At 55.4% G+C, this 25,454-nt stretch carries 26 protein-coding genes; 9 read left to right on the plus strand and 17 right to left on the minus strand.

Annotated elements, in window-relative coordinates; genetic code table 11:
* Positions 1-14: 14 nt before the first annotated feature.
* The 5 genes from ACVDG4_RS16260 to ACVDG4_RS16280 all read right to left on the minus strand — a co-directional run bounded on the left by ACVDG4_RS16260 (position 15) and on the right by ACVDG4_RS16280 (position 4,802).
* Positions 15-1,103, minus strand: coding sequence for a LacI family DNA-binding transcriptional regulator (locus ACVDG4_RS16260; RefSeq protein WP_447235845.1), 1,089 nt, complete (start codon positions 1,101-1,103; stop codon positions 15-17).
* Positions 1,104-1,490: 387 nt separating this feature from the next.
* Entirely contained in the window at positions 1,491-1,901 is a 411-nt protein-coding gene (gene rbsD / locus ACVDG4_RS16265) for a D-ribose pyranase (protein ID WP_447235846.1), read from the minus strand.
* Between the two features lie 27 nt (positions 1,902-1,928).
* A complete protein-coding gene (locus tag ACVDG4_RS16270; RefSeq protein ID WP_447235919.1) occupies positions 1,929-3,077 on the minus strand; it encodes a GAK system CofD-like protein in 1,149 nt (382 codons plus the stop codon).
* Between the two features lie 147 nt (positions 3,078-3,224).
* On the minus strand, positions 3,225-3,536 hold the full coding sequence (locus ACVDG4_RS16275) for a Dabb family protein (RefSeq protein ID WP_447235847.1): 312 nt from the start codon (positions 3,534-3,536) through the stop codon (positions 3,225-3,227).
* A gap of 3 nt (positions 3,537-3,539) precedes the next feature.
* A complete protein-coding gene (locus ACVDG4_RS16280; protein WP_447235848.1) occupies positions 3,540-4,802 on the minus strand; it encodes a glycerate kinase type-2 family protein in 1,263 nt (420 codons plus the stop codon).
* A gap of 191 nt (positions 4,803-4,993) precedes the next feature.
* Between ACVDG4_RS16280 and ACVDG4_RS16285 the strand changes: the two genes are divergently transcribed.
* From ACVDG4_RS16285 to ACVDG4_RS16295, 3 genes are all read left to right on the plus strand, one after another.
* Complete coding sequence (locus ACVDG4_RS16285) at positions 4,994-5,392, plus strand: DUF427 domain-containing protein (RefSeq protein ID WP_447235849.1); 399 nt, start codon at positions 4,994-4,996, stop codon at positions 5,390-5,392.
* 362 nt (positions 5,393-5,754) lie between these two features.
* On the plus strand, positions 5,755-6,702 hold the full coding sequence (locus tag ACVDG4_RS16290) for a glycosyltransferase family 61 protein (RefSeq protein WP_447235850.1): 948 nt from the start codon (positions 5,755-5,757) through the stop codon (positions 6,700-6,702).
* An 81-nt stretch (positions 6,703-6,783) separates the two neighbouring features.
* A complete protein-coding gene (locus tag ACVDG4_RS16295; protein WP_447235851.1) occupies positions 6,784-7,647 on the plus strand; it encodes a glycosyltransferase in 864 nt (287 codons plus the stop codon).
* 31 nt (positions 7,648-7,678) lie between these two features.
* On the opposite strand, the gene hemA is transcribed toward ACVDG4_RS16295, so the two are convergent.
* Positions 7,679-8,896 carry a 5-aminolevulinate synthase gene (gene hemA, locus ACVDG4_RS16300; RefSeq protein WP_209174719.1) on the minus strand — a complete coding sequence of 406 codons (1,218 nt, stop codon included), beginning with the start codon at positions 8,894-8,896 and terminating at the stop codon, positions 7,679-7,681.
* A 318-nt stretch (positions 8,897-9,214) separates the two neighbouring features.
* Here hemA and ACVDG4_RS16305 point away from each other — a divergent pair, with 318 nt between their 5' ends.
* From ACVDG4_RS16305 to ACVDG4_RS16325, 5 genes are read left to right on the plus strand one after another with little or no spacing between them, the layout of a single operon-like run.
* Positions 9,215-9,856, plus strand: a complete 642-nt coding sequence (locus ACVDG4_RS16305) for a TetR/AcrR family transcriptional regulator (protein ID WP_133951622.1) — start codon at positions 9,215-9,217, stop codon at positions 9,854-9,856.
* A complete protein-coding gene (locus ACVDG4_RS16310) occupies positions 9,853-10,626 on the plus strand; it encodes an enoyl-CoA hydratase/isomerase family protein (protein ID WP_447235852.1) in 774 nt (257 codons plus the stop codon). Before ACVDG4_RS16305 ends, ACVDG4_RS16310 begins: the two co-directional genes overlap by 4 nt.
* A 45-nt stretch (positions 10,627-10,671) precedes the next feature.
* Positions 10,672-12,210, plus strand: a complete 1,539-nt coding sequence (locus ACVDG4_RS16315) for an AMP-binding protein (protein WP_447235853.1) — start codon at positions 10,672-10,674, stop codon at positions 12,208-12,210.
* A 3-nt stretch (positions 12,211-12,213) separates the two neighbouring features.
* Entirely contained in the window at positions 12,214-12,609 is a 396-nt protein-coding gene (locus ACVDG4_RS16320; protein ID WP_447235854.1) for a MaoC/PaaZ C-terminal domain-containing protein, read from the plus strand.
* Complete coding sequence (locus ACVDG4_RS16325) at positions 12,602-12,970, plus strand: hotdog family protein (protein ID WP_447235855.1); 369 nt, start codon at positions 12,602-12,604, stop codon at positions 12,968-12,970. Before ACVDG4_RS16320 ends, ACVDG4_RS16325 begins: the two co-directional genes overlap by 8 nt.
* A 276-nt stretch (positions 12,971-13,246) precedes the next feature.
* On the opposite strand, the gene ACVDG4_RS16330 is transcribed toward ACVDG4_RS16325, so the two are convergent.
* The 6 genes from ACVDG4_RS16330 to ACVDG4_RS16355 form a co-directional block, all read right to left on the minus strand.
* A complete protein-coding gene (locus ACVDG4_RS16330; protein WP_447235856.1) occupies positions 13,247-14,041 on the minus strand; it encodes an alpha/beta fold hydrolase in 795 nt (264 codons plus the stop codon).
* Positions 14,038-15,099, minus strand: coding sequence for a branched-chain amino acid ABC transporter permease (locus tag ACVDG4_RS16335; protein ID WP_447235857.1), 1,062 nt, complete (start codon positions 15,097-15,099; stop codon positions 14,038-14,040). The genes ACVDG4_RS16330 and ACVDG4_RS16335 overlap by 4 nt, the downstream gene beginning before the upstream one ends.
* A gap of 10 nt (positions 15,100-15,109) precedes the next feature.
* A complete protein-coding gene (locus ACVDG4_RS16340; RefSeq protein WP_306147715.1) occupies positions 15,110-16,138 on the minus strand; it encodes a branched-chain amino acid ABC transporter permease in 1,029 nt (342 codons plus the stop codon).
* On the minus strand, positions 16,135-16,860 hold the full coding sequence (locus ACVDG4_RS16345) for an ABC transporter ATP-binding protein (protein ID WP_447235920.1): 726 nt from the start codon (positions 16,858-16,860) through the stop codon (positions 16,135-16,137). The genes ACVDG4_RS16340 and ACVDG4_RS16345 overlap by 4 nt, the downstream gene beginning before the upstream one ends.
* The gene (locus ACVDG4_RS16350; protein WP_133951606.1) at positions 16,860-17,630 is read right to left on the minus strand and encodes an ABC transporter ATP-binding protein; all 771 of its coding nucleotides are present in this window, start codon (positions 17,628-17,630) and stop codon (positions 16,860-16,862) included. Before ACVDG4_RS16350 ends, ACVDG4_RS16345 begins: the two co-directional genes overlap by 1 nt.
* A 137-nt stretch (positions 17,631-17,767) precedes the next feature.
* Positions 17,768-18,967, minus strand: coding sequence for a substrate-binding domain-containing protein (locus ACVDG4_RS16355; protein WP_447235858.1), 1,200 nt, complete (start codon positions 18,965-18,967; stop codon positions 17,768-17,770).
* Between the two features lie 277 nt (positions 18,968-19,244).
* On the opposite strand from ACVDG4_RS16355, the gene ACVDG4_RS16360 reads away from it, so the two are divergent.
* Entirely contained in the window at positions 19,245-20,642 is a 1,398-nt protein-coding gene (locus ACVDG4_RS16360; RefSeq protein WP_447235859.1) for an adenylate/guanylate cyclase domain-containing protein, read from the plus strand.
* A 37-nt stretch (positions 20,643-20,679) separates the two neighbouring features.
* Here the strand turns inward: ACVDG4_RS16360 and ACVDG4_RS16365 are convergent, their stop codons facing one another.
* The 5 genes from ACVDG4_RS16365 to ACVDG4_RS16385 form a co-directional block, all read right to left on the minus strand.
* The gene (locus ACVDG4_RS16365) at positions 20,680-21,351 is read right to left on the minus strand and encodes a DsbA family oxidoreductase (RefSeq protein ID WP_428522747.1); all 672 of its coding nucleotides are present in this window, start codon (positions 21,349-21,351) and stop codon (positions 20,680-20,682) included.
* A 36-nt stretch (positions 21,352-21,387) separates the two neighbouring features.
* Positions 21,388-23,298, minus strand: a complete 1,911-nt coding sequence (locus ACVDG4_RS16370) for a monovalent cation:proton antiporter-2 (CPA2) family protein (RefSeq protein WP_447235860.1) — start codon at positions 23,296-23,298, stop codon at positions 21,388-21,390.
* Entirely contained in the window at positions 23,298-23,915 is a 618-nt protein-coding gene (locus ACVDG4_RS16375) for an NAD(P)H-dependent oxidoreductase (protein ID WP_447235861.1), read from the minus strand. The genes ACVDG4_RS16370 and ACVDG4_RS16375 overlap by 1 nt, the downstream gene beginning before the upstream one ends.
* A gap of 99 nt (positions 23,916-24,014) precedes the next feature.
* Positions 24,015-24,734, minus strand: a complete 720-nt coding sequence (locus ACVDG4_RS16380) for a glutathione S-transferase family protein (protein WP_447235862.1) — start codon at positions 24,732-24,734, stop codon at positions 24,015-24,017.
* Positions 24,721-25,332, minus strand: a complete 612-nt coding sequence (locus ACVDG4_RS16385; RefSeq protein WP_447235863.1) for an NAD(P)H-dependent oxidoreductase — start codon at positions 25,330-25,332, stop codon at positions 24,721-24,723. Before ACVDG4_RS16385 ends, ACVDG4_RS16380 begins: the two co-directional genes overlap by 14 nt.
* Positions 25,333-25,454: the final 122 nt, after the last annotated feature.

A 25,454-nucleotide genomic window follows, 5' to 3' on the forward strand; every position in this document is an offset into this window, starting at 1 on the left:
CCCTTACTGCCAGGTCATGGCTGTTGGTTCAGCCGGGACCGGAGCACTTCTGCCAGTGCCTCCGGTGTCTTATGCGGCGCGCCGTCTGATGCGCGCCGGATTAAAGTTGCTTCTGAAAGTGCCTTGAGGGTCTTCGGATCTTTGCCGTCTAAAACATCGATCAACATCCGGGCGACGCGGCTGCCTGCTTCCGACGCACTTTGCGAAAAGGTGGTAAGCGGCGGCTCGAGATAGTCACCAAAGGGCAGCCCATCGTAGCCAATGATCGTGACATCCGAGCCGACGGTGAGGCCATGTTTCCGGCAGTATTGAATAGCGCCAATCGCAAGCGCATCTGTGACACACAGCAGTGCGGTGGGCGGCAGATCGTTGCCCGCAAGAAGCCGTTCTGCTCCAGCAAGCCCGCCTTCTTCGTCAAGGTCCACGATCGTTTCAAGAGCGGGATCAAAAGGCACGCCCAGCGCCTCGAGACCGGCACGGTAGCCATCCCTCCGCTGGAGCGCGAAATTCAGCTCTAGCGATCCGCCTATGAATCCGATGCGGCTGTGTCCGAGGCTGTAGATATGCCGCACGCCATCGGCGAAGGTTTTTTCATTGTCGATGTCGAACCACGCATGGGTATCGGGAAGATGCGACCGGCCGTGCGTGACGAAGGGAAAGCCTTGTTCGCTCAAGAACGCAATGCGCGGATCTTCAACTTCGGTTCTGGTGAGAATAAAACCATCGACCTTCCGCCGGGCAATAAGACGCTGAAGCGTCTCGATCATGTGATCCCGCGAGTGGGCGGTTGTCACCAGGAGATCAATCCCGAGTTCATCCAAAGCTCGTGCAATTCCATCGATAAACTCAGACAGAAATGGATCAGCGCCATTGCCATGCCCAACGGGTATGACAATGCCGAGGGTATCCTGCCGGCCCCGTTTCAAGTTTCGGGCAGTCGCCGACGGCTGGTAGCCAAGATCCTTGACGGCTTGCAGGATGCGCTCGCGGGTGGCTTGGGAAATGTCGGTATAATTGTTCAGGACCCGCGAAACGGTTCCCTTTGCGACGCCCACATGGCGCGCAACGTCGTCAATCGTCACTGACCCGCGGTGACCCGACATTTTTCCTCCCAAAGGCCAACAGGCCCGAATTCAGTTTTGCCGGCGGCTCGAACGACCGAAGGCGAGTTATTCCAATTATGGTTCCAAAACCGATTTCGGAAGTCAACAAAATCGGTTTTGGAAACTCAAAAATTCGTTTTTGCAGAACGGGAAGGCTTTGGCAGATAAACGAAACTTCAATCGGAAAGGTTTCGGAACAGATCCAAACAGCGCCAGCTACGCCAGCTTGGCAGTGTTACCACGCACACACTCCCCTGAGAGTATGCCTCTATCGACAAATCAGAAGAGTACTCGCCCGCAGTTGGTAGACCAGCACTTCATACAAAACAAATAAGCCCGCGCAGAAAAGGCACGGGCTCAATGTTGGCAAATCTGTAAAACAGGCCTTTAGAACGGCACACCCGAGACCAGAATGACATTCGCATAGGGTGTGCATTCGCCCGTGCGAATAACGGCACGCGCCTGCTTCGTCCGAGTCTTGAAGTCCTCGTGAGGCACCCGGTCATGCTCGATCGGCTTGCCGGTTTCCGCAGCCCAATGGGCCAGCCGAACTTCGATCTCGGTCGCCAGTTCAGCACTTGCCTCTTCGGCAAAAACAGCTTTCTCGACTACCAATTCGCTCGTCAGAACATCCAGGACGTCAAAGAAGCCGGGCACCCCAGGCAAAACAGCCAAGTCAATGACATCGACGCCCGGCGGCACCGGCAGACCAGCGTCTGCAACAACGATTTCATCCATGTGCCCGAGGGAGGCGATCAGCGTACTCATGTGCCGATTCAGCATCGGGGTCCGTTTCATGGGCGTTTCCTTCGTATCCTTTATCGGTCAAGTCAGGGAAACCAGCGCCTCACAGAGCGGCACTGGGTCGTAATAAGGATCTGATTTGCTGGATATCAGATCCAGCCGCAAAACGGTAATGCCAAGTTGCTCCACTGCCCCGATATCATCTTCTTCCGTGCGTTGATCCGTTACGACAAAATTCAACAGCCGTTCGACCGGGCAATCGCTACCGGCATCTTTTCGAAGATAAGCAAGCAATGCCTGAACGCGATCCTCAAGCGTCATTCCAGGCGCTTCGGGATCATGACCCAAACTAGGCACATACACTTTGGGAACCGTGCGGCTGGCAACAGCTCGGCCAACACCCCGAGGTAAAAGGCTGGCAATCAGGCTTGTGTACAAGCTGCCGGGGGAATAGCAGATGAGATCCGCAGACTGCACCAAAGCCGTATTGCGCTCCGGGAACACGGACACCGCCGGTTCCCGGCTTTGCAAACTTCTGTTCAGGAATATCTCCTCAATCGGCGACGTCAGTGGCGCTTGTTCTTTGCCTGTCAGAAGGTGCTGTCCGACGACAATGTCGCCGGTTTCGAGCTTGGCCGCCAGATGCAGATTGTCATCGGATACAGCTTTCACATGGCCAAGGACGCCGACGAGTTTTGCGACCAGGAAGATAATAGGTTCCAACTGTTTGTTTTGGTTGAGATAACCACCGGCAAGAATGAGATTGCCGATGCTTGCACCGCGCAAATCAAACGTTGGCGGGCACCCCGTCTGAAACGTCCGCAGCTGGTTTTGAATGAGCGTCCGCATCGGTTGTTCAACGACTGCCACGAGCGGATGAATGCCGGCGATCATCGCCTCAAGCTCACCTGCCAGTTCCTCTTGTCCAGACTCTTTGGAAAACCGATGCGTGAATAGCCGGAACACATCGGGCTGACCAAGAACGGTTTCATCTGCAAGAGCCATCAGACGGCTTCTGAGATCACCTATCGCAGGCATATCGAAGGCAAGCCGCAACCCTTGTGAACTGCCTCCGGAATCAAAAGGCGTCACAAGGTGAATGGAGTTGTGCGTATACCTTTTCAAGCACCTTGAAACATCATTCAGCGCGGAGCCGCCGCTAAAGAACAAAAGCCGCGGACCGAGTTTGGGATTGGACAAAAACCGCGCAATACGGAATTGGTCCGGCATTCGCACTGCCCGGGTAATGGTCACTTCAGACACGCGGCTTCCTTTTTGCCCAATCTTTCGAGGTGTTTCAGGTCATTTGCCGCTAGAATAACAAAAAGGAGTTACCTCTCTGTGACTTAGATGGAGATTGGCGATCCAGCGTTTCCATCAGCCACAGCGAATATCAGCCACGAGAATGCCGTCTGCACCACCTTCGCAAGCAGTGATCAACATTGCAGCGGCCTTTTGATGATCCGGATGCGGCGCATAGTCGGCAAGAACAGCTTCATCGCTGACCGTTACAATAAACCCATATTGAAACGGCTTCGATTTGCCCTCCAGATCGATGTTCGGACCATGTGTGACTGAAAGCACGCCAGAAAGTTTATCAACTAGCCCTGAAATCAACGCCATCGGTTCAACGAGCGCTGATAGATTATCCGGATCCCTCAACGACAACAAAACACAGTGCTGCAGCATGCCTCACACTCCATTGATGTAAATTGCCCGGAAATCATTCACATTCGTCAGTGTTGGACCTGTCACGACCTGATCACCAATTGCTCTGAAAAACTCATGAGCATTATTCCGGTCAAGCGCATCACTCATTGACACACCCCTGGCAGTGGCCCTGGAAGGGGTGTCAGGACCGATAATCGCGCCGGCCACTTCGGCTGCACCATCGACACCGTCTGTATCGCAAGCAATCGCATAGACACCCGCTGCGCCTTTGAGCGAATTTGCTAAAGCAAGTGCATATTCTGCATTGGGACCGCCGACCCCATCGCCGCGCCGCGTAACAGTCAATTCTCCACCCGACAACAGTATCAACGGCCGCTCTGATTCTCCCCGCTCTTTTTGCCTTTGCAGGGCAAGGCGCGCATGTGTTGCGGCAACGACTCGCGCCTCGCCTTCCAAGGCATCACCAAGGATCTCGACGTCGCATCCAGCCTTCTCCGCAAGGCTTCTCGCAGCTTCCAAGGACTGCGACGGCGCGGCAAAAATAGTGTTTGTCACGCGGCCCAGACGTTCATCATCTGGCGGCAAAACTCCGGTCTGCCCCGAAAGAACCTCAGATACCGAGCTTGGTACTTTAATATTCCATCGGGCAAGAATTTGACGGGCGTCTACTGGAGTACTTCCATCCCCGACCGTTGGCCCGGACCCGATCTCAGCCGGGTCATCTCCTGGAACATCGGACAAAAGCAATGCCACCATCTTTGCCGGATAAGCAGCGGCAGCAAGCTGTCCCCCCTTCACCCGGCTCAGGTGCTTGCGAACAACGTTCATTTGGCCGATCGGCGCGCCGGATGCGAGCAGCGCCTGATTGACCGCCTGTTTCTCTTCAAGACTGATGGCTCCTGCCGGTGCGGTCAAAAGAGCCGATGCACCACCGGAAATGAGGGCAAGAACGCAATCATCCCCGTCAAGATCGGATAGCAACTCCAGCATGCGTTTCGTCGCGTCCTGTCCGGCCTTGTCCGGCACCGGGTGCGCAGCCTCGACAATCTCAATGCCTTTTGTTGGTCGCCCATAGCCATAGCGAGTGATGACCAACCCTTCACAAGCCCCCCATTCTGCTTCAACCGCCTCTGCCATCCGTGCAGACGCTTTTCCAGCACCGATCACAACAACCCTGCTATCAGGTTTTTCAGGCAATTGGCTCGCAAGGCTCTTCATCGGATCAGCAACCTCAACGGCGCGATCGAAAAGAGCACGAAACAACTCTTGGGGGTTGGAAGCCATATTCTGTCTCCAAGGCGAAAAGGTCGGGAGCTCCTTTGAGCGCAAAAGCTGAATGAATTGCAAGCTGTGCTTGGCTGGAAAAGGACCACTTCGGATCTTGTGGTGGTATAGAGTGGACGAAAATCAGAGTTCCGGTCGCTTTTGTAACCACCCAAGGCACCGCCACATACCTCTCTACCGCAGGATTGATCATGACAGTGGATCCAGTACTTCAGTCACCCGCCTTTGTGGATGCCATTCGAAACCCGAAAGATCCCAATCATCTGATGGTCATCAAACCGGTCACGCGGATCATCCGCATTTTTGCAGGTGAAACCCTGCTTGCCGAGACAACAAATGCCATTCGTGTGATGGAGGTTGGTAGAGGCGTTTATGATCCGGTCATCTATGTACCGGAAAACAGCCTCCAGTCGCCCTTCTCTGAGCTTAGCAAATCGACGCATTGCTCGATAAAAGGAGATGCGAGCTATGTGGCCATTGGCGGAGATGAGATTGGCTGGGTCTATAAGACACCGCTTCAGATGAGCCTCCAGCTGAAAAACCACTACGCATTTTGGCCGGACAAAGTCAGGATCGTCGAAGGCAAATAGCGAAAGGACGAGCCGGACCGAAGCCGGCAACCAGAGCTTGATACCTAACAAAAGCAGACGACATCACCGCTTCCTCAAAAGAAATTGTCACTGGAAACTGTGTGTGGTAGCTAGCAACAGCTCTTCGGCAGCTTAACTGGCTGCCACCAGTATTTTGCTTTCACTGCGAAAACGACTTTCCGAGAAAACGCAAAAATGCGGCCGGCAAAATGAATTATCCGTTTCGCGATCAATACCACCGCTTAAGAAAACCACTGCTGCGGCTGTGCGACTCACTTCTGCCGGCACGTCCCCGTTCAGATTTTCTGCAGCCTTTACTTGAGCGCACAAGTGGCCCTTTCTGTTTTGAAACGGCCGCCCCAATGCCTGAACAAGCAAGAGCATGGGCAGAAGAACGAAAAGGCGCGACAGAGAGGGAAGGCCTTTACAAAGCGTTGGCCCCCTGTTCAGTCGACCCCAAGATTGGTGTCCTGTTTCACCAGGGGCGCGTGATCTGGAAAACCAGTGACTTGCCAGAACGCGAGCGCAGTCCGCTCTTTTTTGCCCATAGGAAGTCGCCCTCACGCCAACTTCCAGAAGCTATCGTGCTTCATCACGTCTTCGGCGGTAACTATTTCCACTTTTTCATGTTCATCATGAACAAGGTTTGGCTGGTGGAACAGTTCGGCTTGCCGCGTTCGATCCCCTTTCTTGTAAATGCATCATCAGCCAACACCCCGTTTTTTCGTCAGGCTCAGGAACTGGGCGCGTTCTTTGGACGCGATGTTGTCGTTCAAGGTCGGCGAGAGATCGTAAAAGTCGATCAGGCATATTTGGCTCTGCCATTTTTCTGCAACGCGGACACGATGACGTGGATTGCGAGCGTGTTCAGGAATGAAACCTCTGAACAGCCTGACAGACCTGTCTTCACGATCCGGAGCAGCACGGCACCCAATGGCCGTTTGTTTCGAAACCAGGACAAGGTTTCACGCCTTGCCGAGAAAGCTGGTTTTGAGGTGCTTGATCCGGCAACCATGACCCTCAAGGAACAGGCAAACCGGTTTGCAAAGGCACCCATTATCGCCGGTGCTCACGGGGCAGCCTTGACCAATATGATTTTCCGCGCAGGAAAACCGACAGGCATACTCGAGCTCTTCAGTCCGAGCATGGGCTCTCCGCATTATGCAATGATGGCTCGCGAGTTTGGCTTCTGTTATCGCTCGACGCTGACGAAGAACCCGCAAGGCCGGACGTTCACCGCCAGCACCGAAGTCGATCTGGTCGAACTGGAAAAAATGTTCGACGATATGCTGGCACAGGTTCAAACTTAAAAAATCATAGTCCAGATACACTGGCGCTTGCTGCACTTAAACCCGTGCGGGATCACCTGAAAAGAAATGTAAACCAATCTGATGGCGTCACCGCAAGACCTCTCGACCGTCACACGTTTGATCGTGACCTTTAACAGCGCGGACGTACTTGAGTACTCACGTATCCCGGCGCATGAGCTTGCGACACTCGCTGTCGACAATGCCAGTATCGATGACACTCCCTCCAAGGCTCAAACTCTTGGCTATGAGGTACTGAACCTCGACCAGAACGTCGGATACGCCAATGCGATTATGGCCGGCCTTGAAAAGATCGAGACCGAATTCGCACTGATCGCCAATCCGGATGTGCAGATTTCAACAAAGGCCGTGCAAGCACTCTTGGACGCAGCTGCACGAAACTCTGATTGCAGTCTTTTCATTCCGAGAATCTTCAAGCCGGACGGCAGCGAGTTCTTTCGCTACGAAACAAGGTTTGATCCGCGTGTGCGAAACCGCGTTCCCCCATCAACAGATCAGAACGTGGATACCGTCAGCGGCGCAGTAGTGCTAGTGCGGAGAAAGCCATTCATTCAATACGGCGGCTTCGACACGAATATCTTTTTGTATTTTGAAGATGATGAACTTTCGCTGCGATTTCGAAAACTCAATCAACCCATGCGCTTTGTGGCTGACGCCAGCGCCAAGCACATAGGAGATGGGTCTTCGGGAAATACTGTCTCGGCCAACCGGATCAAGGACATTTCTTTCGGCTGGTCGTGGGGCTATTTGATGGACAAAATGCAGCTTGGAAACCGCTGGATTACGTTCTTCAAAATTCTCGGCAAACTGCTGGTCTATGTTGCCAGCTTCCGGTCAGGCAAAGCGCGGCGGCAAATAGGCATAGCCACCGGTTTTCTCAAGAACCTCGCGGGTCAACCCGCGCCATTCTTGAGAAATTCCAAGTAGATTCCATGTGGACAAAAAGTAAGTCCTGAGATCAGGCGACAGCGCGGGCTAGAGCACACTGTGACCAAAGATCGTTGATCGCATTGACAAGACGGTCAATATCATCTGCCGTGTGCAATGGCGTCGGGGTAAAGCGCAGCCGTTCCGTGCCGACCGGCACGGTTGGATAGTTGATCGGCTGAACGTAAATGCCATAGGTATCCAGCAAGATGTCCGAGATCCACTTGCACTTCTTCGCATCGCCCACCATCACCGGGACGATATGGCTCGGGTTGTCCATATGCGGTATGCCGCTTTTGTCCAGCGCTGCGCGCACTTGAGCCACGCGGTCTTTGTGCGCCTTGCGCTCGAACGGGCTGGCTTTCAGATGTTTGATGGAAGCAGCGGCTCCGGCCGCAAGAGCCGGCGGCAACGCTGTCGTAAAAATGAAGCCGGATGCAAACGAGCGAATGAAATCAACCACGGTCTTGGAACCGGTAATGTAACCACCCATGACACCGAAAGCCTTGCCGAGGGTGCCCTCGATAATGGTCAACCGGTCCATGAGGCCTTCTTGTTCGGCAACACCACCACCGCGCGGACCATACATGCCGACGGCATGAACTTCATCAAGGTAGGTCATGGCGCCGAACCTGTCGGCGACGTCGCAGATTTCCTTGATCGGAGCGATATCACCATCCATGGAATAGACGCTCTCGAATGCCACAAGCTTCGGTGCATTCGGGTCATCAGCTGCCATCAGACGCTCAAGGTCGGCGACATCGTTGTGCTTGAAGATACGCTTTTCGCAACGGGCGTGGCGAATGCCTTCGATCATGGACGCATGATTGAGCGCATCGGAATAGACGATCATTCCTGGAACTTCTGATGCCAGCGTTCCGAGCGCCGCCCAGTTCGACACATAGCCTGATGTAAAAATAAGCGCCGCGTCCTTTGCATGAAGGTCCGCCAGCTCTTTTTCCAACAAGACGTGATAGTGATTGGTGCCGGAAATGTTTCGGGTCCCACCTGCGCCAGCGCCGCACTTTGAAAGCACGTCCTGCATGGCGTTTGTCACCTTCTCGTGCTGCCCCATGCCAAGGTAGTCATTTGAGCACCAGACGGTCACTTCTTGGGTTGACCCATCTTCGCGGTAACGCGTTGCCTTCGGGAAATCGCCTGAATGCCGCTCCAAATCCGCAAATACGCGGTAATTGCCATTATCATGGAGTTTGCTCAGTCGATCTTCCAGGTACGCATTCACGTCCATGGTGCGGCTCCCTCAATCCGCCAGGTCCAGCCCCGGCTGCTCATTCATTTCCACATCAGCCTGCGTCCGGGCTGCGCGTTCGCTCTTTAAAAAGGCGATCCGGCTCGTTTAGGCCAGAGGCTCACCTTATATTCATTCAAAACTAAATATCAAACTTAGTTCCATGACAAAAATCAAAAACGGCTCTGCGGCGATACGCCATAGGCCGAAGATTGCCGACGAGCCCAACCCACGTATGCATGCTCCCTGAGATTATCGCTTGCAGATCACCGCAAAACATGAATACTGGTTCATGTTTGAAGAAACCGGAATTGATACATGGGAACCACCGCCGCACCGAACAAGCACGCGTCCGCGAAAACGAGCGCAAAAGCTGCGACACCGCAGCCTAAGACGGCACGCGGTGAAGCTACAAGGCGCGCCATACTGGCGGCAGCAGAACGGGTCATTGGAGAAAAGGGATACAACGACGCCTCCATCGGTCACATTACCAGCGAGGCTGGTGTCGCCCAAGGGACCTTTTACATCTATTTCAAAACCAAGGAGCAGGTCTTCTCGGAACTGGTCTTGGAAATGGGCCGGCTCGTCCGTCATTCGATCTCCGAATCGACCTCAACGCTGACGGACCACCTGAATGTCGAAAAGGCCGGCCTGACCGCATTCTTGAGGTTCGTGCGAGCCCATCCAAACCTTTATAAAATCGTTCAGGAAGCCCTGTTCGTTGATCCAGCCGCATACCGCGAGTATTACGCGAAATTCGCTTCCGGATATCGGGTAGGCCTGACAGCTGCAGTCAAAAAGGGTCAGATTTCTGAGGGTGATGCGGAAACGCGGGCGTGGGCTCTGATGGGAATTGCCCGCGCGCTCGGAGAGCAACTGGTGGTTTTCAACACTCAGAAAACCATTCCCGAGCTTGTCGACAGCGCCCATGATTTGATCGCCAATGGCCTGAAGCCATGACCCTGGTAGATACCGAGCACAAGGATGGTGCCATATGGCTCTATCTGAACCGGCCTGCGCGCCACAACGCACTCACCCAGCCGCTGTTGAGCGAGCTTTTTGCAGCACTCAAACTGGCTGAAGCAAAGAAACCTACGGCGCTCGTGCTCTCTGCAAGAGGCCGCAGTTTTTCGACCGGCGGAGATATCGGCGGTTTTCTCGACCAGGCAGGATCACAAGACCGGCTGCTGTCCTACGCGGATCAGCTGGTTGGCGCCCTGCATGATGTGATCCTGTCTCTTCTTGCTTTTCCATCACCGGTTCTGGCAGCCGTGAACGGCCCTGTCACCGGAGGTTCAACCGGCTTGGTGCTGGCGGCAGACATGGTCGCGCTGTCGAACACCGCATTCATTCAGCCATACTATTCTGAAGTCGGTTTTGCCCCGGATGGCGGTTGGACAGCTTTGCTGCCCGAAAAGATCGGCACCGCCAAAGCACTGGAGATTCAGTACCTCAACACGCGACTCTCGGCGGAAGAGGCACGGCGTTTCGGACTGGCGACCCACGTTTGCGCCCCATCCGATATTGAACAGAAGATAGCAGAATGGGTCACCGGGATTTCCTGCCGATTTGCGCAGACCCATATCGCGACGCGTCAAAACGTTTGGGATGAACCGCGCCGGCAACAGGTGAAGGAGCGGCTTGATCGGGAAAAGGCACGGTTCCTCGACCTGATCTCCAGACCGGAAACGCTAGCCGGCATGCAAGAATTTACAAAACAAAGCGCCTGAGCATCAGCACTATAGCTGACCAGGATCCAAGTGTTGGGAGGACACATGGAGTTCTTGACCGATATGGCCGCCAAGCGGGCGGAACTAACACCTGACGCTGTGGCCTTCGCAGATTATGACACGGGGCTTCCTTATACATTTTCCGAAATCAATGTCCGCGCCAACCAGCTGGCAAACCGGCTGATCGAAGGTGGTCTGTCTCACGGAGACCGGATGGCCGTGCTTTGTCACAATCATCCTGATTTCTTTGTTCTGCTGTTTGCCGCCCAAAAGTCCGGAATTCTTCTGGTTCCGCTCAACTGGCGTCAACCAGCCGCCGAGCTTCAACCAATTCTGCATGCCTCCAGGTCCAAGGTTCTGTTCCACGACGATGCGTTCGCCGAGGCGGCACAATTACTTGCAGCAAATACTGGTTTGAAACTGGTTCCGATCGGCGCGAATGACAATGGCAAGAGCGCGCTCAACCGATACCTTGAGGGCTCCACAACTTCCGCGCCCAACGAAGCCGCCATCAAGGCTAGTGCACCTTGGTATCTGCTTTACACGTCCGGAACGACCGGAATGCCCAAGGCGGTTATCCAAACTGCCGGCATGGCCACTGCCAACATGATCAACTACTGCCAGGCGACCGGCCTAAGCACGCACGAAACTGGCGTCAACTTCCTGCCGCTGTTTCATACGGCCGGGATCAATCTGCCGACCTTGCCGATTTTTTTGAACGGCGGGTCTTCGACTGTGCTGCGCAAGTTTGACCCCGATGTGGTGCTGGACCTGGTCAATGCGGGCAAGGTCACCGCATTCTTCGGCGTTCCGGCGATTTACCAGGCTCTCGCACTCTCCAACACCCTCAGCACAACGGATTTTTCAAAAGTCCGCTCACTGGGCTGCGGCGGCGCACCCGTTCCAAAGCACCTTCTGGCGGACTTTCAAAAGCGCGGTGTCACGATCTGCAACGGCATGGGCATGACGGAAACCGGTCCAACCGTTTTCCTGATGGACAAAGACCATGCTGCAGACAAGATCGGCTCCGTCGGCAAGGCCCAGATTATGACCGATGTCCGCCTGCAATCTTCAGATGGCGCAATCGTTGACGGTGCGGGCGAAGGCGAGGTTCAGTTTCGGGGTCCCAATATCACACCCGGCTATATGGACAACAAGAAAGCAACCCTTGCAACCTTCACCGTCGATGGCTGGCTGAAGTCCGGCGACATCGCCCGCAGGGATGAAGACGGCTACTACTTCATCGTCGACCGGATCAAGGATATGTACATCTCCGGCGGCGAAAACGTTTACCCCGCTGAGGTCGAAAAGGTTCTGGACGCTCACCCGGCCATTATGGAAGCTGTCGTGATCGGCGTTCCGGACGAAAAATGGGGCGAGGTTGGCGCGGCGTTCCTGGTACCGCGCCCTGGCGAAGAGATCGACACCGCAGCCCTGCCCGGCTGGTGCCGGGATCATCTGGCCCCTTACAAGATCCCGAAAACCTTTACCGTTTCTGACGATTTGCCGCGCACGGCCGCCGGCAAAGTTCGCAAAAACATTCTTAAAGACATTTTGCTTCAAAAATTGCCCGAGGAGGCCTGAACGATGAGCCTGATTGACGAAGCACCAGTAACGGCAACCTTCACCTGGACGCCAACCCAGGCCGAATTCGATGCTTTTGCCAAGCTCTCCGGTGACGACAACCCAATCCATGTTGATCCGGACTTCTCGGCGCGCACGCGGTTCGGCAGAACAGTCTCGCACGGCATGCTGCTCTACACCCGCGTGTTCGGATATTTGCAGGAGCTCTATCCAGGTCGCGCTCATACAGTGCAAAACCTGATGTTCCCCAACCCGTCCTATGCCGATGAAGAACTGACGCTGCGGTTTTCCGAAACTGCCGGCATGACTGGAGAGATCCAGATTGAAATCTCAAGAACAACGGATGGGACTGTCACCCTGTCCGGAAGCTGCGAACTGACGGAGGCTAGTGATGTTTGAAGTCGGTCAACGCGACGAGATCAAACGGTCCTATACGGTTGCTGACATGGCGGATTTTGCCGCCCTTGCCGGCCCAAATGCAGTTGCGCCCGAGACAGTTCCCGGCCCGCTGATCGGCGGTCTGTTTTCCTATCTCCTCGGCGTCAAACTGCCTGGACGGGGCACGAATTATCTCAAGCAGAGCCTTGAGTTCTTGACGCCCGCGCCGGTCGGCGAAGAACTCACCGCGTCCGTCACCATCACCCGCCTGCGCCCTGAAAAGCATTTGGTAGACCTTGAAACCGTTTGCGAGACTGCCAACGGCACCCGCATCTGCCAGGGCCGCGCCTTGGTCTACGTGGAGGACGTAGGCAAGGGGTGATTTCAGCCATTCTCTCCGTGATGCCAGGGCTTTGCCGCAAGCAGTGTTGCTGGGGGTTCAGACTTTCCTATAGCCGATGCAGATTGGTTGATTGGTTCCCCGCACAGGGCGGGGATGACCGCTGATGGGAAGCAACGTCATTGCTACAATCACGGACCTTCACCCCGGACGCATTCCAGGGCCTACTCGGTTCCAGAGCGCCTGGAAAAAAGCGGAGACAAAGCCCCCCCACCGGCATCATCCCCGTGCCATGCGGAAATGGCCGTTTATGCCGGATTACTGGGTCACCTCACCGAGTACTAAAGCCTTGAACTTCTCCGGTTCTTCCAGATGCGGCGCGTGGCCGGAGTGGTCGAAGAGGGTGAGCTGAAAGTCCGGGACGTTTTCGCAATGCCATTCATGGACATCCGGACTGTAGAGCTGGCTTTTTGCCCCGGCCGCCAGATGAAACTGTACGGGAAAGGTTCTGAGCAGGTCCCGGAAATCGAGGGCTGTCAACGACATCCACATGTCCTTGAGCCAGATCGGATTGGCTTTTGCGATTTCCCTGCTGGCATAGTCCAGCAAGCCCGGGCACGGTTCGCTGTCAGCTGCAAACATGCGCCGTGCGATCCGGCGCGGCAGGCGCTGCCAGTCGGCGGTAATCGTGTTGATGAAATGGGTGTTCTGGCCGGCCGTCAAACCGCTGCGTGTTCCGTTTTGCCAGCTCGCATCGTTCAGAACCTTCGGTGACATGTCGATGGCAATCATCGAGCCAATCCGATCCGCGCCGTGCCGCTCGATAAGCGCATAGGAAACGAGTGCTCCCATAGACCAGCCACACAAGATAACGTCTTGAAGATCCTGTTCATTCAAGTGGGCCTGGATGGCGTCTGCCGCAGCGTCGATCGTGCGCGGTAAGCGATCCCCCGTTGCCCCATGCCCTGGAAGATCCGGAACTATGCAGCGAGCATGGTCCTTCAAGTCAGCAACCTGGCGATCGAAGAACATGCCAGGGCAGGACCAGCCATGAACAAAAACAATCGGCCGGCCGGCACCCTCGTCGCGAATGTAAAGTCCTGATGCCGTCACGTACGCCCTGCCCTCAAGCGCCCCACAATTCCGGACGGGAAGAAATAGACGGACAGAATGAACAAAACGCCGAGCCACAGCAACCATCGTTCCGGCGCGACGAATGTGGAGACGAGCGGAATGGCACTGGTGGCCTCGGCGGCAATACCCATCAGGTTCTGCAAATAGGACTGCGCCAGGATGAAGATCGTGGCTCCAATCACGGCCCCATAGAGCGTTCCCATGCCGCCAATCACAACCATCAGCAAGATGTCGATCATGATTTCCATCGATAGTGTTGTCGCCGGACCTGTGTACCGCAACCAGATTGCGAGCAAAGATCCCGCCAGCGCTGCCATGACTGCCGACAGAACCGTTGCGGTGGTGCGGTACCAGACGACACGATAGCCGATCGCTTCCGCCCGGAAGGCATTGTCTCGCACGGCTTTCAACGTCCGGCCAAAGGGTGAATTCACGATCCGCAGCATGGTCAAAAAGAGGATCAGCGAGGCGAAGAAGACAAGATAATAGAGCAACAACTTGCCATTGATCCGCACGTCGAAAATCTTTTCATCGACAAGTTTGAAGGCCGGCTTGAACTCACGCGGGATGCTGTAGTTCAAACCGTCTTCACCGCCGGTGAGCCACGAAAGTTGCGACACCAGAACGGCGAATGCGCTGGCAACGGCAAGGGTGACCATGGCGAAGAAGATCGCCTTGACCCGTAAGGAAAACAGACCGATCGCGAGCGCGAAGACCGCTGCGACGATGGCCCCTGCAGCCGTGCCCCAAATCATGGACCCGTAGGTCGGGCCAGTCGTCGACAAGGCCAATGCGGTGCCATAGGCGCCGATCCCGAAGAACATGGTATGCGCGAAAGAGACGATGCCGGCATACCCCAGAAGCAGGTCATAACTTGCCACCAGAACGATGAAAATGCAGATCTTTGCGGCCGTTTCCAGCGAGCGGGTGCCGGGAAACAGAAACGGCGCAAAGGCCAGCGAAATCAGGATGACAAGCAGAAGCACGGCAAGCAGACCGCTGCGCGGCGTATCGCCTGAAAGAAGTTTGATCAGCATCTGCAGTTCCTCACTTCGCCTTGACGACCGGATAGAGCCCTTGCGGCCGCCACATCAGCACCGCCACCATCAACGCGATGGTTGAAATGAGCGCGACCTTTGGCGCCAGGAAGGCCGTGTAGTTGGCCAGCAACCCGACAAGCAGCGCGCCAATGAAACAGCCTTCAACGGACCCTAGACCGCCGATGATCACCACGATGAAAACAAGCACCATGATTTCAGAGCCCATGTGTGCGGTGATGGTCTCCTGGTAGAGGCCCCACATGACACCGCCAAGACCTGCGAGCGCGGAGCCCGTCATAAAGACGATCAGGAACAGGCGTCGGATCCGGTAGCCGAGCGACTCAACCATCTCACCGTTTTCAACACCGGCGCGGACCAGCAGGCCGATCTTCGTGTTCTTCAAGATATGGCGCATGCCGAGAAACAGCGCGAGGCCTATGGCAACCGCGACGAGGCGGTATTTCTCGATGGCCGCATCGCCAAGGACAATCGAACCCTGCAGCGCTTCGGGGCGCGACAGGTGCATCTCGTCCGGCCCCCAAACGACGTGGATCATCTGCTGCGCCACAATCAGCCCGCCCATGGTGACGAGGATCTGTTTGAGGTGTTCACCGTAAACGGGTTTCACAATCACCCGTTCGAAGGCATAGCCGAGACCACCGGTGATCAGCATCGCGGCCAGAATGGCAACCAGCAGAGCGCTCAAGTTAAGGAGCACGCTGGGTGAGGCGGTCCAGCCGGCGAGCCACGCAAGGACGGTAAATCCGACAAAGGCACCGACGGTGACAAACGCCCCGTGACCGAAATTGATCACGTCCATCAGGCCGAAGACGACTGTCAGTCCGGACGCCATGACGAAGATCATCATGCCCATCGCAAGACCGGCCACGGTCAGGGTCAGCCAGGTGGACGGATTGCCGATCGCAAGCAGCCCAGCAAGCGCCAGAACCGGAACAAGCAGAACTGGCAGTTTCTGCATCAGCTGCTCGGTTACGGGAACCTTTTCAATGCGCGGTTTGATCGTCGTGTCGCTCATTGGTGCGCCTCCAGGCTCAATCCCATCAGCCGTTCCTGCATTTCGGAATTGGCGGCCAGCTCCGCCATGCCGCCGGAATGAATGATCCGGCCATCATCCATGACAGCGACGGTGTCGCCGATGCTCGAGGCCATGGAAAAATTCTGTTCTACCAGCAAGATTGTGGTGTCGGTGTTCTTCAGCTCACGCAAGGCATCTGTCATCGCATTGATGATTGCTGGCGCAAGTCCTTTGGTCGGCTCATCGATCAGGATCAGGCGGCGCGGCTCAATGATGGCGCGGGCGACAGACAGCATCTGCTTCTGCCCGCCTGAGAGCGTTCCGGCGGACGAGTTCCAGAAGCTGCCGATAGGGGGAAACAGCTCCTTGATCCAGGACAGCCTCTTTGGATCCATAGTCCCATTCGCCGCAGCGAGGATCATGTTTTCTTCAACCGTCAGATCGGTGAAGATCCCCATGTCTTCGGGAACAAAGGCAATGCCCCGGCCCGCGATGGCAGGTGTGTCCAGCTTGGTGATGTCGTGGTCGGCGAAATGGATCTCACCCTGACTGGCCGTCCAGAGCCCCATAATGGTGCGCAAGGTCGTGGTCTTGCCGGCACCGTTGCGGCCGAGCAGAACGGTGACGCCGCCCTCTGGAACAATCAGGTCGACACCTTGGAGGATATGATAGGGACCGATGTGCGTGTGCACGCCGGACAGGGACAAAAGCGTGTTTGTCATCATGCGGCCTCCGGTGTCTTGCCTAGATAAGCTTCCTGCACCACCGGCAGGGCAATCACTTCTGCAGGGTCGCCATCCGCCACCAGCGCACCGTTGTGCAGGACGATAATCCGGTCGGCGAGGGAGCGAATGACATCCATCTTGTGTTCAACAAGCAGGATGGTCCGATCCATATCGGCCTTCAGCTTGCCGATTAACTCCAGGATGATTGGGACTTCATCAACACTCATGCCGGCTGTCGGCTCATCAAACATTAGAACCTGCGGCCCAAGGGCGATCAGCATAGCGACTTCCAGCTTCCGCTGATCACCATGCGGCAGAGCCGATACGGTCTGATCGGCCTGATCAATCAGCCGGACCTCGTTCAGCACATGATCTGCGCGCTCGATGAGTTCGATATGACTTTCGGCAATGGAAAACAAATCGAAGCCCTGGCGCGCCTTGGCCTGCGCCACCAGACGTACATTTTCGCGAACGGTCAGCGTTGGAAACAGGTTGGTCAGTTGGAACGCCCGACCGATCCCTTTGTCTGTCCGCTCGGGAACCGACATCCGTGTGATGTTCTCACCATTCAGAAGCACAGTACCGCTGGTCGCATTGAGTTGCCCGGACATCAGATTGAAGTAGGTGGTCTTGCCCGCTCCATTCGGCCCAACGATGGCGGTCAATGTGCCACGGTCAAAGGCACAAGACACGTGATCGACAGCAACGTGCCCGCCGAAGCGAATGGTCAGGTCTTTCGTTTCCAGAATAGGGTGTTCTTTGGTCACGGTTCGAAGACTTCCGAGCTCAAGGACAAAAGGATCAGGTCAACTGAAACGTTTGGGTTTCAGCCATCAAAACTCTAGCAGTGAAAGAAAGGAAACAGGGATCAAGGCAGGCTGCAACCCGCCTTGATCCAATAAGATCACTGGTTGCGGATCGGAATGTTCATGTCCTCGATCGTCAATTCGCGGACCAGCTCCGGAATGCCCCATTCGACGTCCGGATCCACCTTGATCTTGAAGTGGTACATAGACTGTAGCGCCTGATGGTCTTCCGGGCGAAACATCATCTTGCCCTTCGGCGTTTCGAACTCCATGCCTTCCATGGCCGTAATCAGCTCTTCGGTGTCCGTGGACCCGGCCTTTTTGATCGCCTCGACGATTGCAAGCCCAGCTGTCATGCCTCCAGCGGTGAAGAAATCCGGCGGTGAGTTGAAACGCTTCTGGTGCTCGGCCACCAGCCAGTCATTCACCGGGTTTTGCGGGATCTCATGGTAGTAATAGGTCGCACCTTCCATGCCCGGAAGTTCCTTATAGGCTTTCATGGCCGCCAGGATGTTGCCACCCGTTGCGATCTCAACCCCGAAGCGCTCCGGCTCCATCGCCTTGATCTTGGAGATCGGGTTGCCGCCCCCGGCCCAGATGACAAACAGGAACTTGCGGCCCGGCTCGTCTTTGAGCGCATCAAAGATCCGCTGCGCATTGGCGGTGAAGTCCTTGGTATCGGTCGGTGCATATTCTTCAAAGACCAGGTTAGCCCCGGTGCCCTCAAGGGCCTCCTTGAACGCTGCAACGCCGTCACGGCCGAAGGCATAGTCTTGTGCAAGGGTTGCGATGGAGACGCCTTCCTGACCAAGAGCAACCGCATTGGCAATTGCATCCTGGGACGAGTTCCGGGAAGTCCGGAAGATATAGCGGTTCCAGTTCGCACCAGTAATGGAATCGGCAACGGCCGGTTCCACGATCAGGATCTTCTCATACTCTTCAGCAACCGGCAGCATGGCAAGTGCCACACCTGAGGACACCGGGCCAACAGCGATGTCCACCTCATCATCGCCATAAGCTTCCGCTAGTGCGCCCTTGGCAATATCCGGCTTCAGCTGGGTGTCTTTTTCGATCACCACGATCTTGCGGCCATCGATTTCCATGGTCCCGTCAGTGGCGTACTCAAGGCCCATCATAAGACCTGTATGCGACTGCTTCGCATAGGCCTCAAGAGCCCCGGTCTTGCCGTAAACATGGGCGATTTTGATATCCTCGGCCGCCGCACCAAACGTGCTGGCCGCCAGTAGTCCGAGCCCGGCCGCAAGCGGAGCGGCCCAGCGTGAAACGCGGATCGTCATAAAAATTTCCTCCCGTTTGCGCAGTATCGGACACCAAACGGGGCAAGCGCTAGTCTCACAGCCAGTTTGTGAAGGTCCGTCCTACGGCTGCAATATATGAAACCTGAATCAGTATTCATGTCAAGAACCAATCCCGAGAACAATGCCTCCTGCTGGGTCTCCAGGACCTCTTTCCGTCTCGGCAGGTAGGCAGATGAGAAAGACGCATTCGGGCGTTTTTTATTTGGACAAAAATGGTTGATAACTGTCCCGGTTACCGCAATGCGACGGAGCAAACATGTCGGTTCTCAAACTTACAAATCCATTCCGTATCTTCGCTAGGCTTCGCGAGCTGCGGGACGAAGAACGCAAGCAAGCACAGTCCAACCTGTTTTTGTCTCAGGCGCTTGAAAAGGAGAAAATGGAGGGCCACCGCCTTGCCGTCATTGCCCGAACGGTCGCGCTTGGTCTGGTCATTCTCCTGATCCCTTTTTTGAACCCCACGCTCAGTGCCTTATATTATCAGGCCTGGGTCTTGGTTTTCATTGCACTTGGATGGTTGCAACTTCGTTTGGCGAGCGTCGGATACTCCAGAGCGGAACTCCTGCTGATTTTCCTGGACCTTTTTCTGCTCACCGCACTCTTTACGACAGCCAATCCCTTCGTAAGCGAGGACATACCGACCGCAATCACCTACCGCTTCGACAATTTCATCTATTTCTTCATCATTCTGGCCGTTGGCACACTCGCCTATTCATGGCGCACGGTCTGGGCAATCGGAACTTGGGTTGCCATTCTCTGGGTGCTCGGCATGCTCCGTGTTTCATTGTTCGGCCACGAGGTGCCAGAACTCAGCGCGCTGGCCGCCCAAGCGTTTTCAGCAAACCCCATAATCTTGGGGGAACTGGATCCAAACAGCGTGCAGCCCGGTGTCAGGATCCAGGAAATCGTGGTCTTTTTCATGGTCGCAGCGATACTGGCGTTGAAGGGATGGCGGTCAAACCAGCTGCTCATGCGGCAAGCGGATATCGCAGCAGAACGGGCCAACCTGTCTCGCTATTTTCCTTCAAGTCTTGTGGATGTTCTGGCCTCATCAGACCGCGATATCGGCGCCGTCCGGACACAGGACGTCGCTGTTCTTTTCACGGATATCGTCGGCTTTACCGAATTCGCCGAACGGCACAAACCTGAACAGGTGATGACCTTGCTGAGGCAGTACCATGCCATGGTTGAGCGGGTGATATTCCAGAATGGAGGCACGCTCGACAAGTATCTTGGCGACGGGGTGATGGCGACCTTTGGCACGCCTGAAACAAAGCCAGGAGACGCCGCAAATGCGCTCAAGGCAGCAACCCAGCTTCTCGAAGAAAACGAAGCCTTCAACAAAGGACAGGCGGACCTTGGCCTAGACCCGATCCAGATTTCGGTTGGAGTTCATTTTGGCCCAGTGATCTTAGGGGATATCGGACCGTCACGCCGGCTGGAGTTTGCCGTCGTTGGTGACACAGTGAATGTTGCAAGCCGGCTCGAGGCAGCCACACGAGACCTTGGATGCAGATGCGTTGTCAGCGAAGACCTGATGAGGAAGGCTGGATACTCTGATGAAGCCCTGCAGCCCGATTTCGCCGAGTTTTCCGGACAACAGGCCATCAAACTTCGTGGACGCAAAACGTCGATCAACGTCTGCACTATTTGACGCTGCTTGGTGCCAACAATGATCAGGTTTTGTTACGTCAGGCTGCTTCGCCCTCGACCAGCTGCTTCAAAATAGCTGCATAGTTGTCAACGCCTTGGGCGCCGGTGATCAGGTGCCGCCGGTCGAACACAACGGCCGGAACACCTTGAATCCCATTTTGTATCCAAAACTTCTCTTCTTGTTTCACCGGACCGGCGTACCGCCCATCTTCCAGGACCTTCTGCGCCTCAGTTTCATCCAGCCCAACACTGCCGGCAATCTTTACCAGAACAGCATTGTCGTTCAGATCTTTTCCGTCCCTGAAGTAAGCTTCAAAAAGTGCCATTTTCAAAGGATGTTCTTGTCCCTGCGGGCCGGCCCAATGAATGAGCTGATGCGCCTTGAACGTATTGACCATCCGGCTCTCATCGGAAAACTGGAATTCAAATCCGAGCTCCTTGCCGAGCTCTGTCAATCTGTCGCGTGCAGCCTGTGACTGCTCAGCGGTCGAGCCGTATTTTCGCATGATGTGTTCACGCAGGTTTTCACCATCCCCGGCCATATCCGGGTTGAGTTCAAACGGGTGCCACTTGATGGCAACAGAAACCCCGGTTTTTTCGATCGCTTGTTCCAGTTGCTTGAAACCGACGATGCACCACGGGCATACAACATCAGACACGATGTCGATCTGGAGCAGTTCTTCCATGTCGAGATCTGTCATATCGGTCATTGGCTTGGTCCTTTCTGCCCTGTGCACAGGGGGTATTCAAAGTGTGGCATCGCCCTTTGGCGGCGGGTTCCACCCCCGCTCTGTGCGCTCATGTTTTTCATCACCGTGATCAGTCCGCATGATTTCAAACAGAGTTTGCGAGTGCGCGCGCATCGCATCAATATAAGACTTGTCGACGCCGCCGTCGTTATAGTTTTCCCGAAGGTCGTCCAGCATCGCACGATCGTGATGCCAAAAGTCCTTCGCTTTGCTGCGTGCCCGAAACGGGTGCATGCCAAGATCGATTAGGGCGCGGCGCCCCATTGTCATAGCGCCTTCAAAGACTTCACGTTCGGCATGATGGGCCCCCGCTTGTTCGAGTTCGTAGACATGGTGGCGGTCCCGTGCTCGCGCAAGGATCCGCACTTTCGGGTATGTCTTCGCAACATGCTCAACTACCATTGTCTGCTTGTCCCGGTCATCTAATGCCGCAATGAAGAGGTCTGCATCTTGCAAACCAGCTCCGTGCAGCAAATCCGGCCGCGTCGCATCGCCATAAAAGGTTTTCAGGCCCACTTTCCCAAGATTTTCAACTGTTTGCGGATCGTGATCAAGGATCACCACATCATAACCACTTGTAATGAGGAGACGTCCTACGATCTGTCCAAACCGGCCCATTCCCGCGATTACAATGCGCCCTTTTCGATCGATTTCGTCAGCCGGTCTGGTGAATTGGGTTACGGCTCTGGGCGCAATGACCTTTTCATAGAGAATGAAAAGCGCTGGCGTCAGCAACATGGAAATCGCAACAACCAGGGTTAGTGTCTGCAGCAGGGCAGGTTCCAGAACACCGGCGCTCAAGGCAAAGCCAAACAGGACAAAGGCGAACTCCCCCGCTTGGGCAAGACCCAGAGCGAAGAGCCATTTGTCAGCGCTTTTCAGTTTGAAAATTGTCCCCAATCCGAAGAGAAAAGCGAATTTGGTGACGATCAAGCCGATTGCCAAACCAAAAATGGTAACTGGCGCGCCGAACAAGAGGTTGAAATCGATCCCGGCCCCAACCGTTAGGAAAAACAGCCCTAAAAGCAGGCCCTTGAATGGTTCAATGTCACTTTCAAGCTCGTGCCGGTAGTCGCTATCGGACAGGACCACGCCGGCAAGAAACGTCCCAAGGGCGGGCGACAGACCAACAAAGTCCATCAAAAGGGCGATGCCGATCACCAACAACAGTGCGGTTGCTGTGAAAATCTCCCGCAGGTGCGATTCGGCGATGAACCGGAATATGGGCCGCATCAAATGACGTCCAGCCACAATAATGGCCGCAATCACGGCGAGGATGACCACTGCCTGCAACCAGCCGGGTAGGCTCGCCAACGCCTCGCCGCCATGCGCAGCCCCATCACCATGCCCGCCGCCATGCCCAGCGCCGTGGGAATCCCCGTGGCTGCCACCACTGTTGCCAACCGCGAGAAGCGGCAGGACGGCAAGCATCGGAATAACGGCTATGTCCTGGGTCAGGAGAACCGAGAAAGAACTCTGGCCGCCTTCCGTCTTCAGCCAGCCTTTTTCATTGAGGGTTTGCAAGACGATTGCAGTTGAAGACAGCGCGAGGATCATGCCCAGGGCAACCGCGCTTTGCCAGACAAGGCCGAATGCCAACCCCGCACCTGCAAAGACGGCTGTGGTTCCAAGAACCTGAAGCCCGCCCAGCCCGATAAGCTGCTTGCGCATTTTCCAAAGCATGGCAGGCTGCAGCTCAAGGCCAACCAGAAACAGCATCATCACCACGCCGAACTCGGCGAAATGCTGCACTTCGGTCGTCTCAGACCCGACGATCCCGAGAACGGGACCAATCACCACGCCAGCGATGAGATAGCCGAGAACGGATCCAAGCCCCAGACGGTTCGCAATCGGCACCGCGATCACAGCCGCGCAGAGATAAACAAAGGCGTCACTGAGAAGTTCCATCAGACCGCCTCCCCTTTGAGAATGAAGGCGTCGAGAACATCCGAGATCTGCTTTGCCTTCGCAGCCTTTTCGAGATCGAACCGGTCCGCGACCATCGCCTTCAAAAGATCATCATAGGCGTTGCGGTGCACATTCAGCCGGTTTTCTTCCAAGGCTCTTCCGGCGCCGAACATGATAAAAGGTGCCAGAAACCGCATGCCGCATAGGTCCGCTGTCTTCTCGAACGGGGCGAGCAAACTGCGAATATCGGAATGGTTCAGACCGTCGGCTGAATAGGCTTCCGGTTTGGCACCAGCTGTCGTCACATTCATAAAGCTTTTGCCGACAAGCGCTTTGCCATGAAGGCCATACGCGAAGCCGTGCTCAAGCACCAGATCTTGCCACTCCTTCATGATCGACGGCGCCGAATACCAATAGAACGGGTGTTGAAAGATGATGATGTCATGGGTCCGCAGCCGCTCTTGCTCCACATCAACACGGATGTCGAAATCGGGGTATTCGGCATAAAGATCAACCGCCGTCACCCCTTGGACGCCTTTTGCAGTTTCAAACAGGGGTTGATTGATCTCCGACCGGTCAGGCCGGGGATGAGCGTAAAGAACAAGAACTTTGGCCAAAGGACACTCCGGTAAGCGAGGAAGGCGGCCAGCCGCTAAGGACCGCCCGCCAACACGGTGAGTTCAAGCTGCTGCGGCTGAACCAAATTTTGTAAAATGCTACGCTTTCTTTACGTCAGCTGCAAAACGCGCCGCATTTTCCTTCAAAAACGCGCTTTCGTCCGCATCGCCCCAAAAAGCCGGTTGAGCCTTCGGGATCGTCAGGGCCTTTTGAACCGCTGGACGCGCATCGATCCGGTCAAACCAGGCTTTGAGGTGATCCAGTCCATCTATCGAAACCTTTGCCCAAGGGTACGCCCGCGCCCAGGGGTAAGTGGCGATATCGGCAATCGAATACGCGTCTCCGGCGAGCCAGTCACGGCTCTCAAGCCGCGTGTTCAAAACCTCCAGAAGACGACGCGTTTCATCCACATAGCGTTTGATGGAAAACGGTTCTTCGTGTCCGTTCGGCGCGGCAATGCGTTGGAAATACATGGCTTGCCCCATCATCGGGCCGACACCAGCCATCTGGAACATCAGCCACTGGTGTGTTTCTGAACGGGCCTTGGGTTCCTCAGGCAGAAACACGCCGTATTTCTCAGCCAAATACCACAGGATCGCACCGCTTTCGAAAACGGCGAAGTCGCCATTGCTGCGGTCGACAATGGTCGGGATCCGCCCGTTCGGATTAAGCTTCACATAATCCGGGGCCTTCTGCTCCTTTTTGGAAAAATCAATAAAGGTCAGATCGTAGGGAACACCGGCTTCCTCGAGAAAGATCACCGGCTTGTAGCCGTTCATGGTCGCTGCGGTGTAAAGATGAATATCAGGCTGCGGCATGGGACGTGTCCTCTTTGAAAATTTCGGTCAGATGCGCATCGAAGCGGACAAAATCGTTTTCGATATCCGGGTTTTTCATGACATCGTAGGCAGCAAACGTCGGCAGTTTCTCAAGGCCGAAAAACCGTGCGTTCATATGCATCGGCACCATCAAATCATCGACGGATCGGCCCTGAAAGAGAAATTCCTGCGAGACATCGAAAGCCTCGCGCGGCACGTTGAATGTCACAGACAACATGTAGGTTTTGCCGATGAGACTGCCGCCAGCGCCGTAGTTTTCTTTTGGTGCTTCGGCAGCACGCCCATCGCCGGCGCAAAGACGCCCATCCATTCCGGCCGTGTAGACATCATCCTGATACTTCTTGAAAGACCACGGCACACCCATCCAGTTGACTGGGAACTGCATGACAATCGTGTCGGCCCACTGGTGGTTTCCCACCTCGACTTCCGTGTCATAGTTCTTTGCGGTCTCAACAACCCGGACCTCATCGCCGCGATCTTCAAAAAACGCCTTGGCACGCTCCACCAATGCAGCGTTTAGCCTCCCCTCGGCAAATGGATAGGGCTGATGCCCGTTGATGATCAGAATTCGCGCCATGTGCAAAGACCCTTTGAGCTGACGTACCGCCGGACCACGACGGTGCTACTTGATTTCAGCCCTGAGATGAGCGATTAAGTTACAAAGATCAACCAGTATACTTTTTGTAACCTAAAAATCGG

The sequence above is a fragment of the Roseibium sp. MB-4 genome (assembly GCF_053005265.1).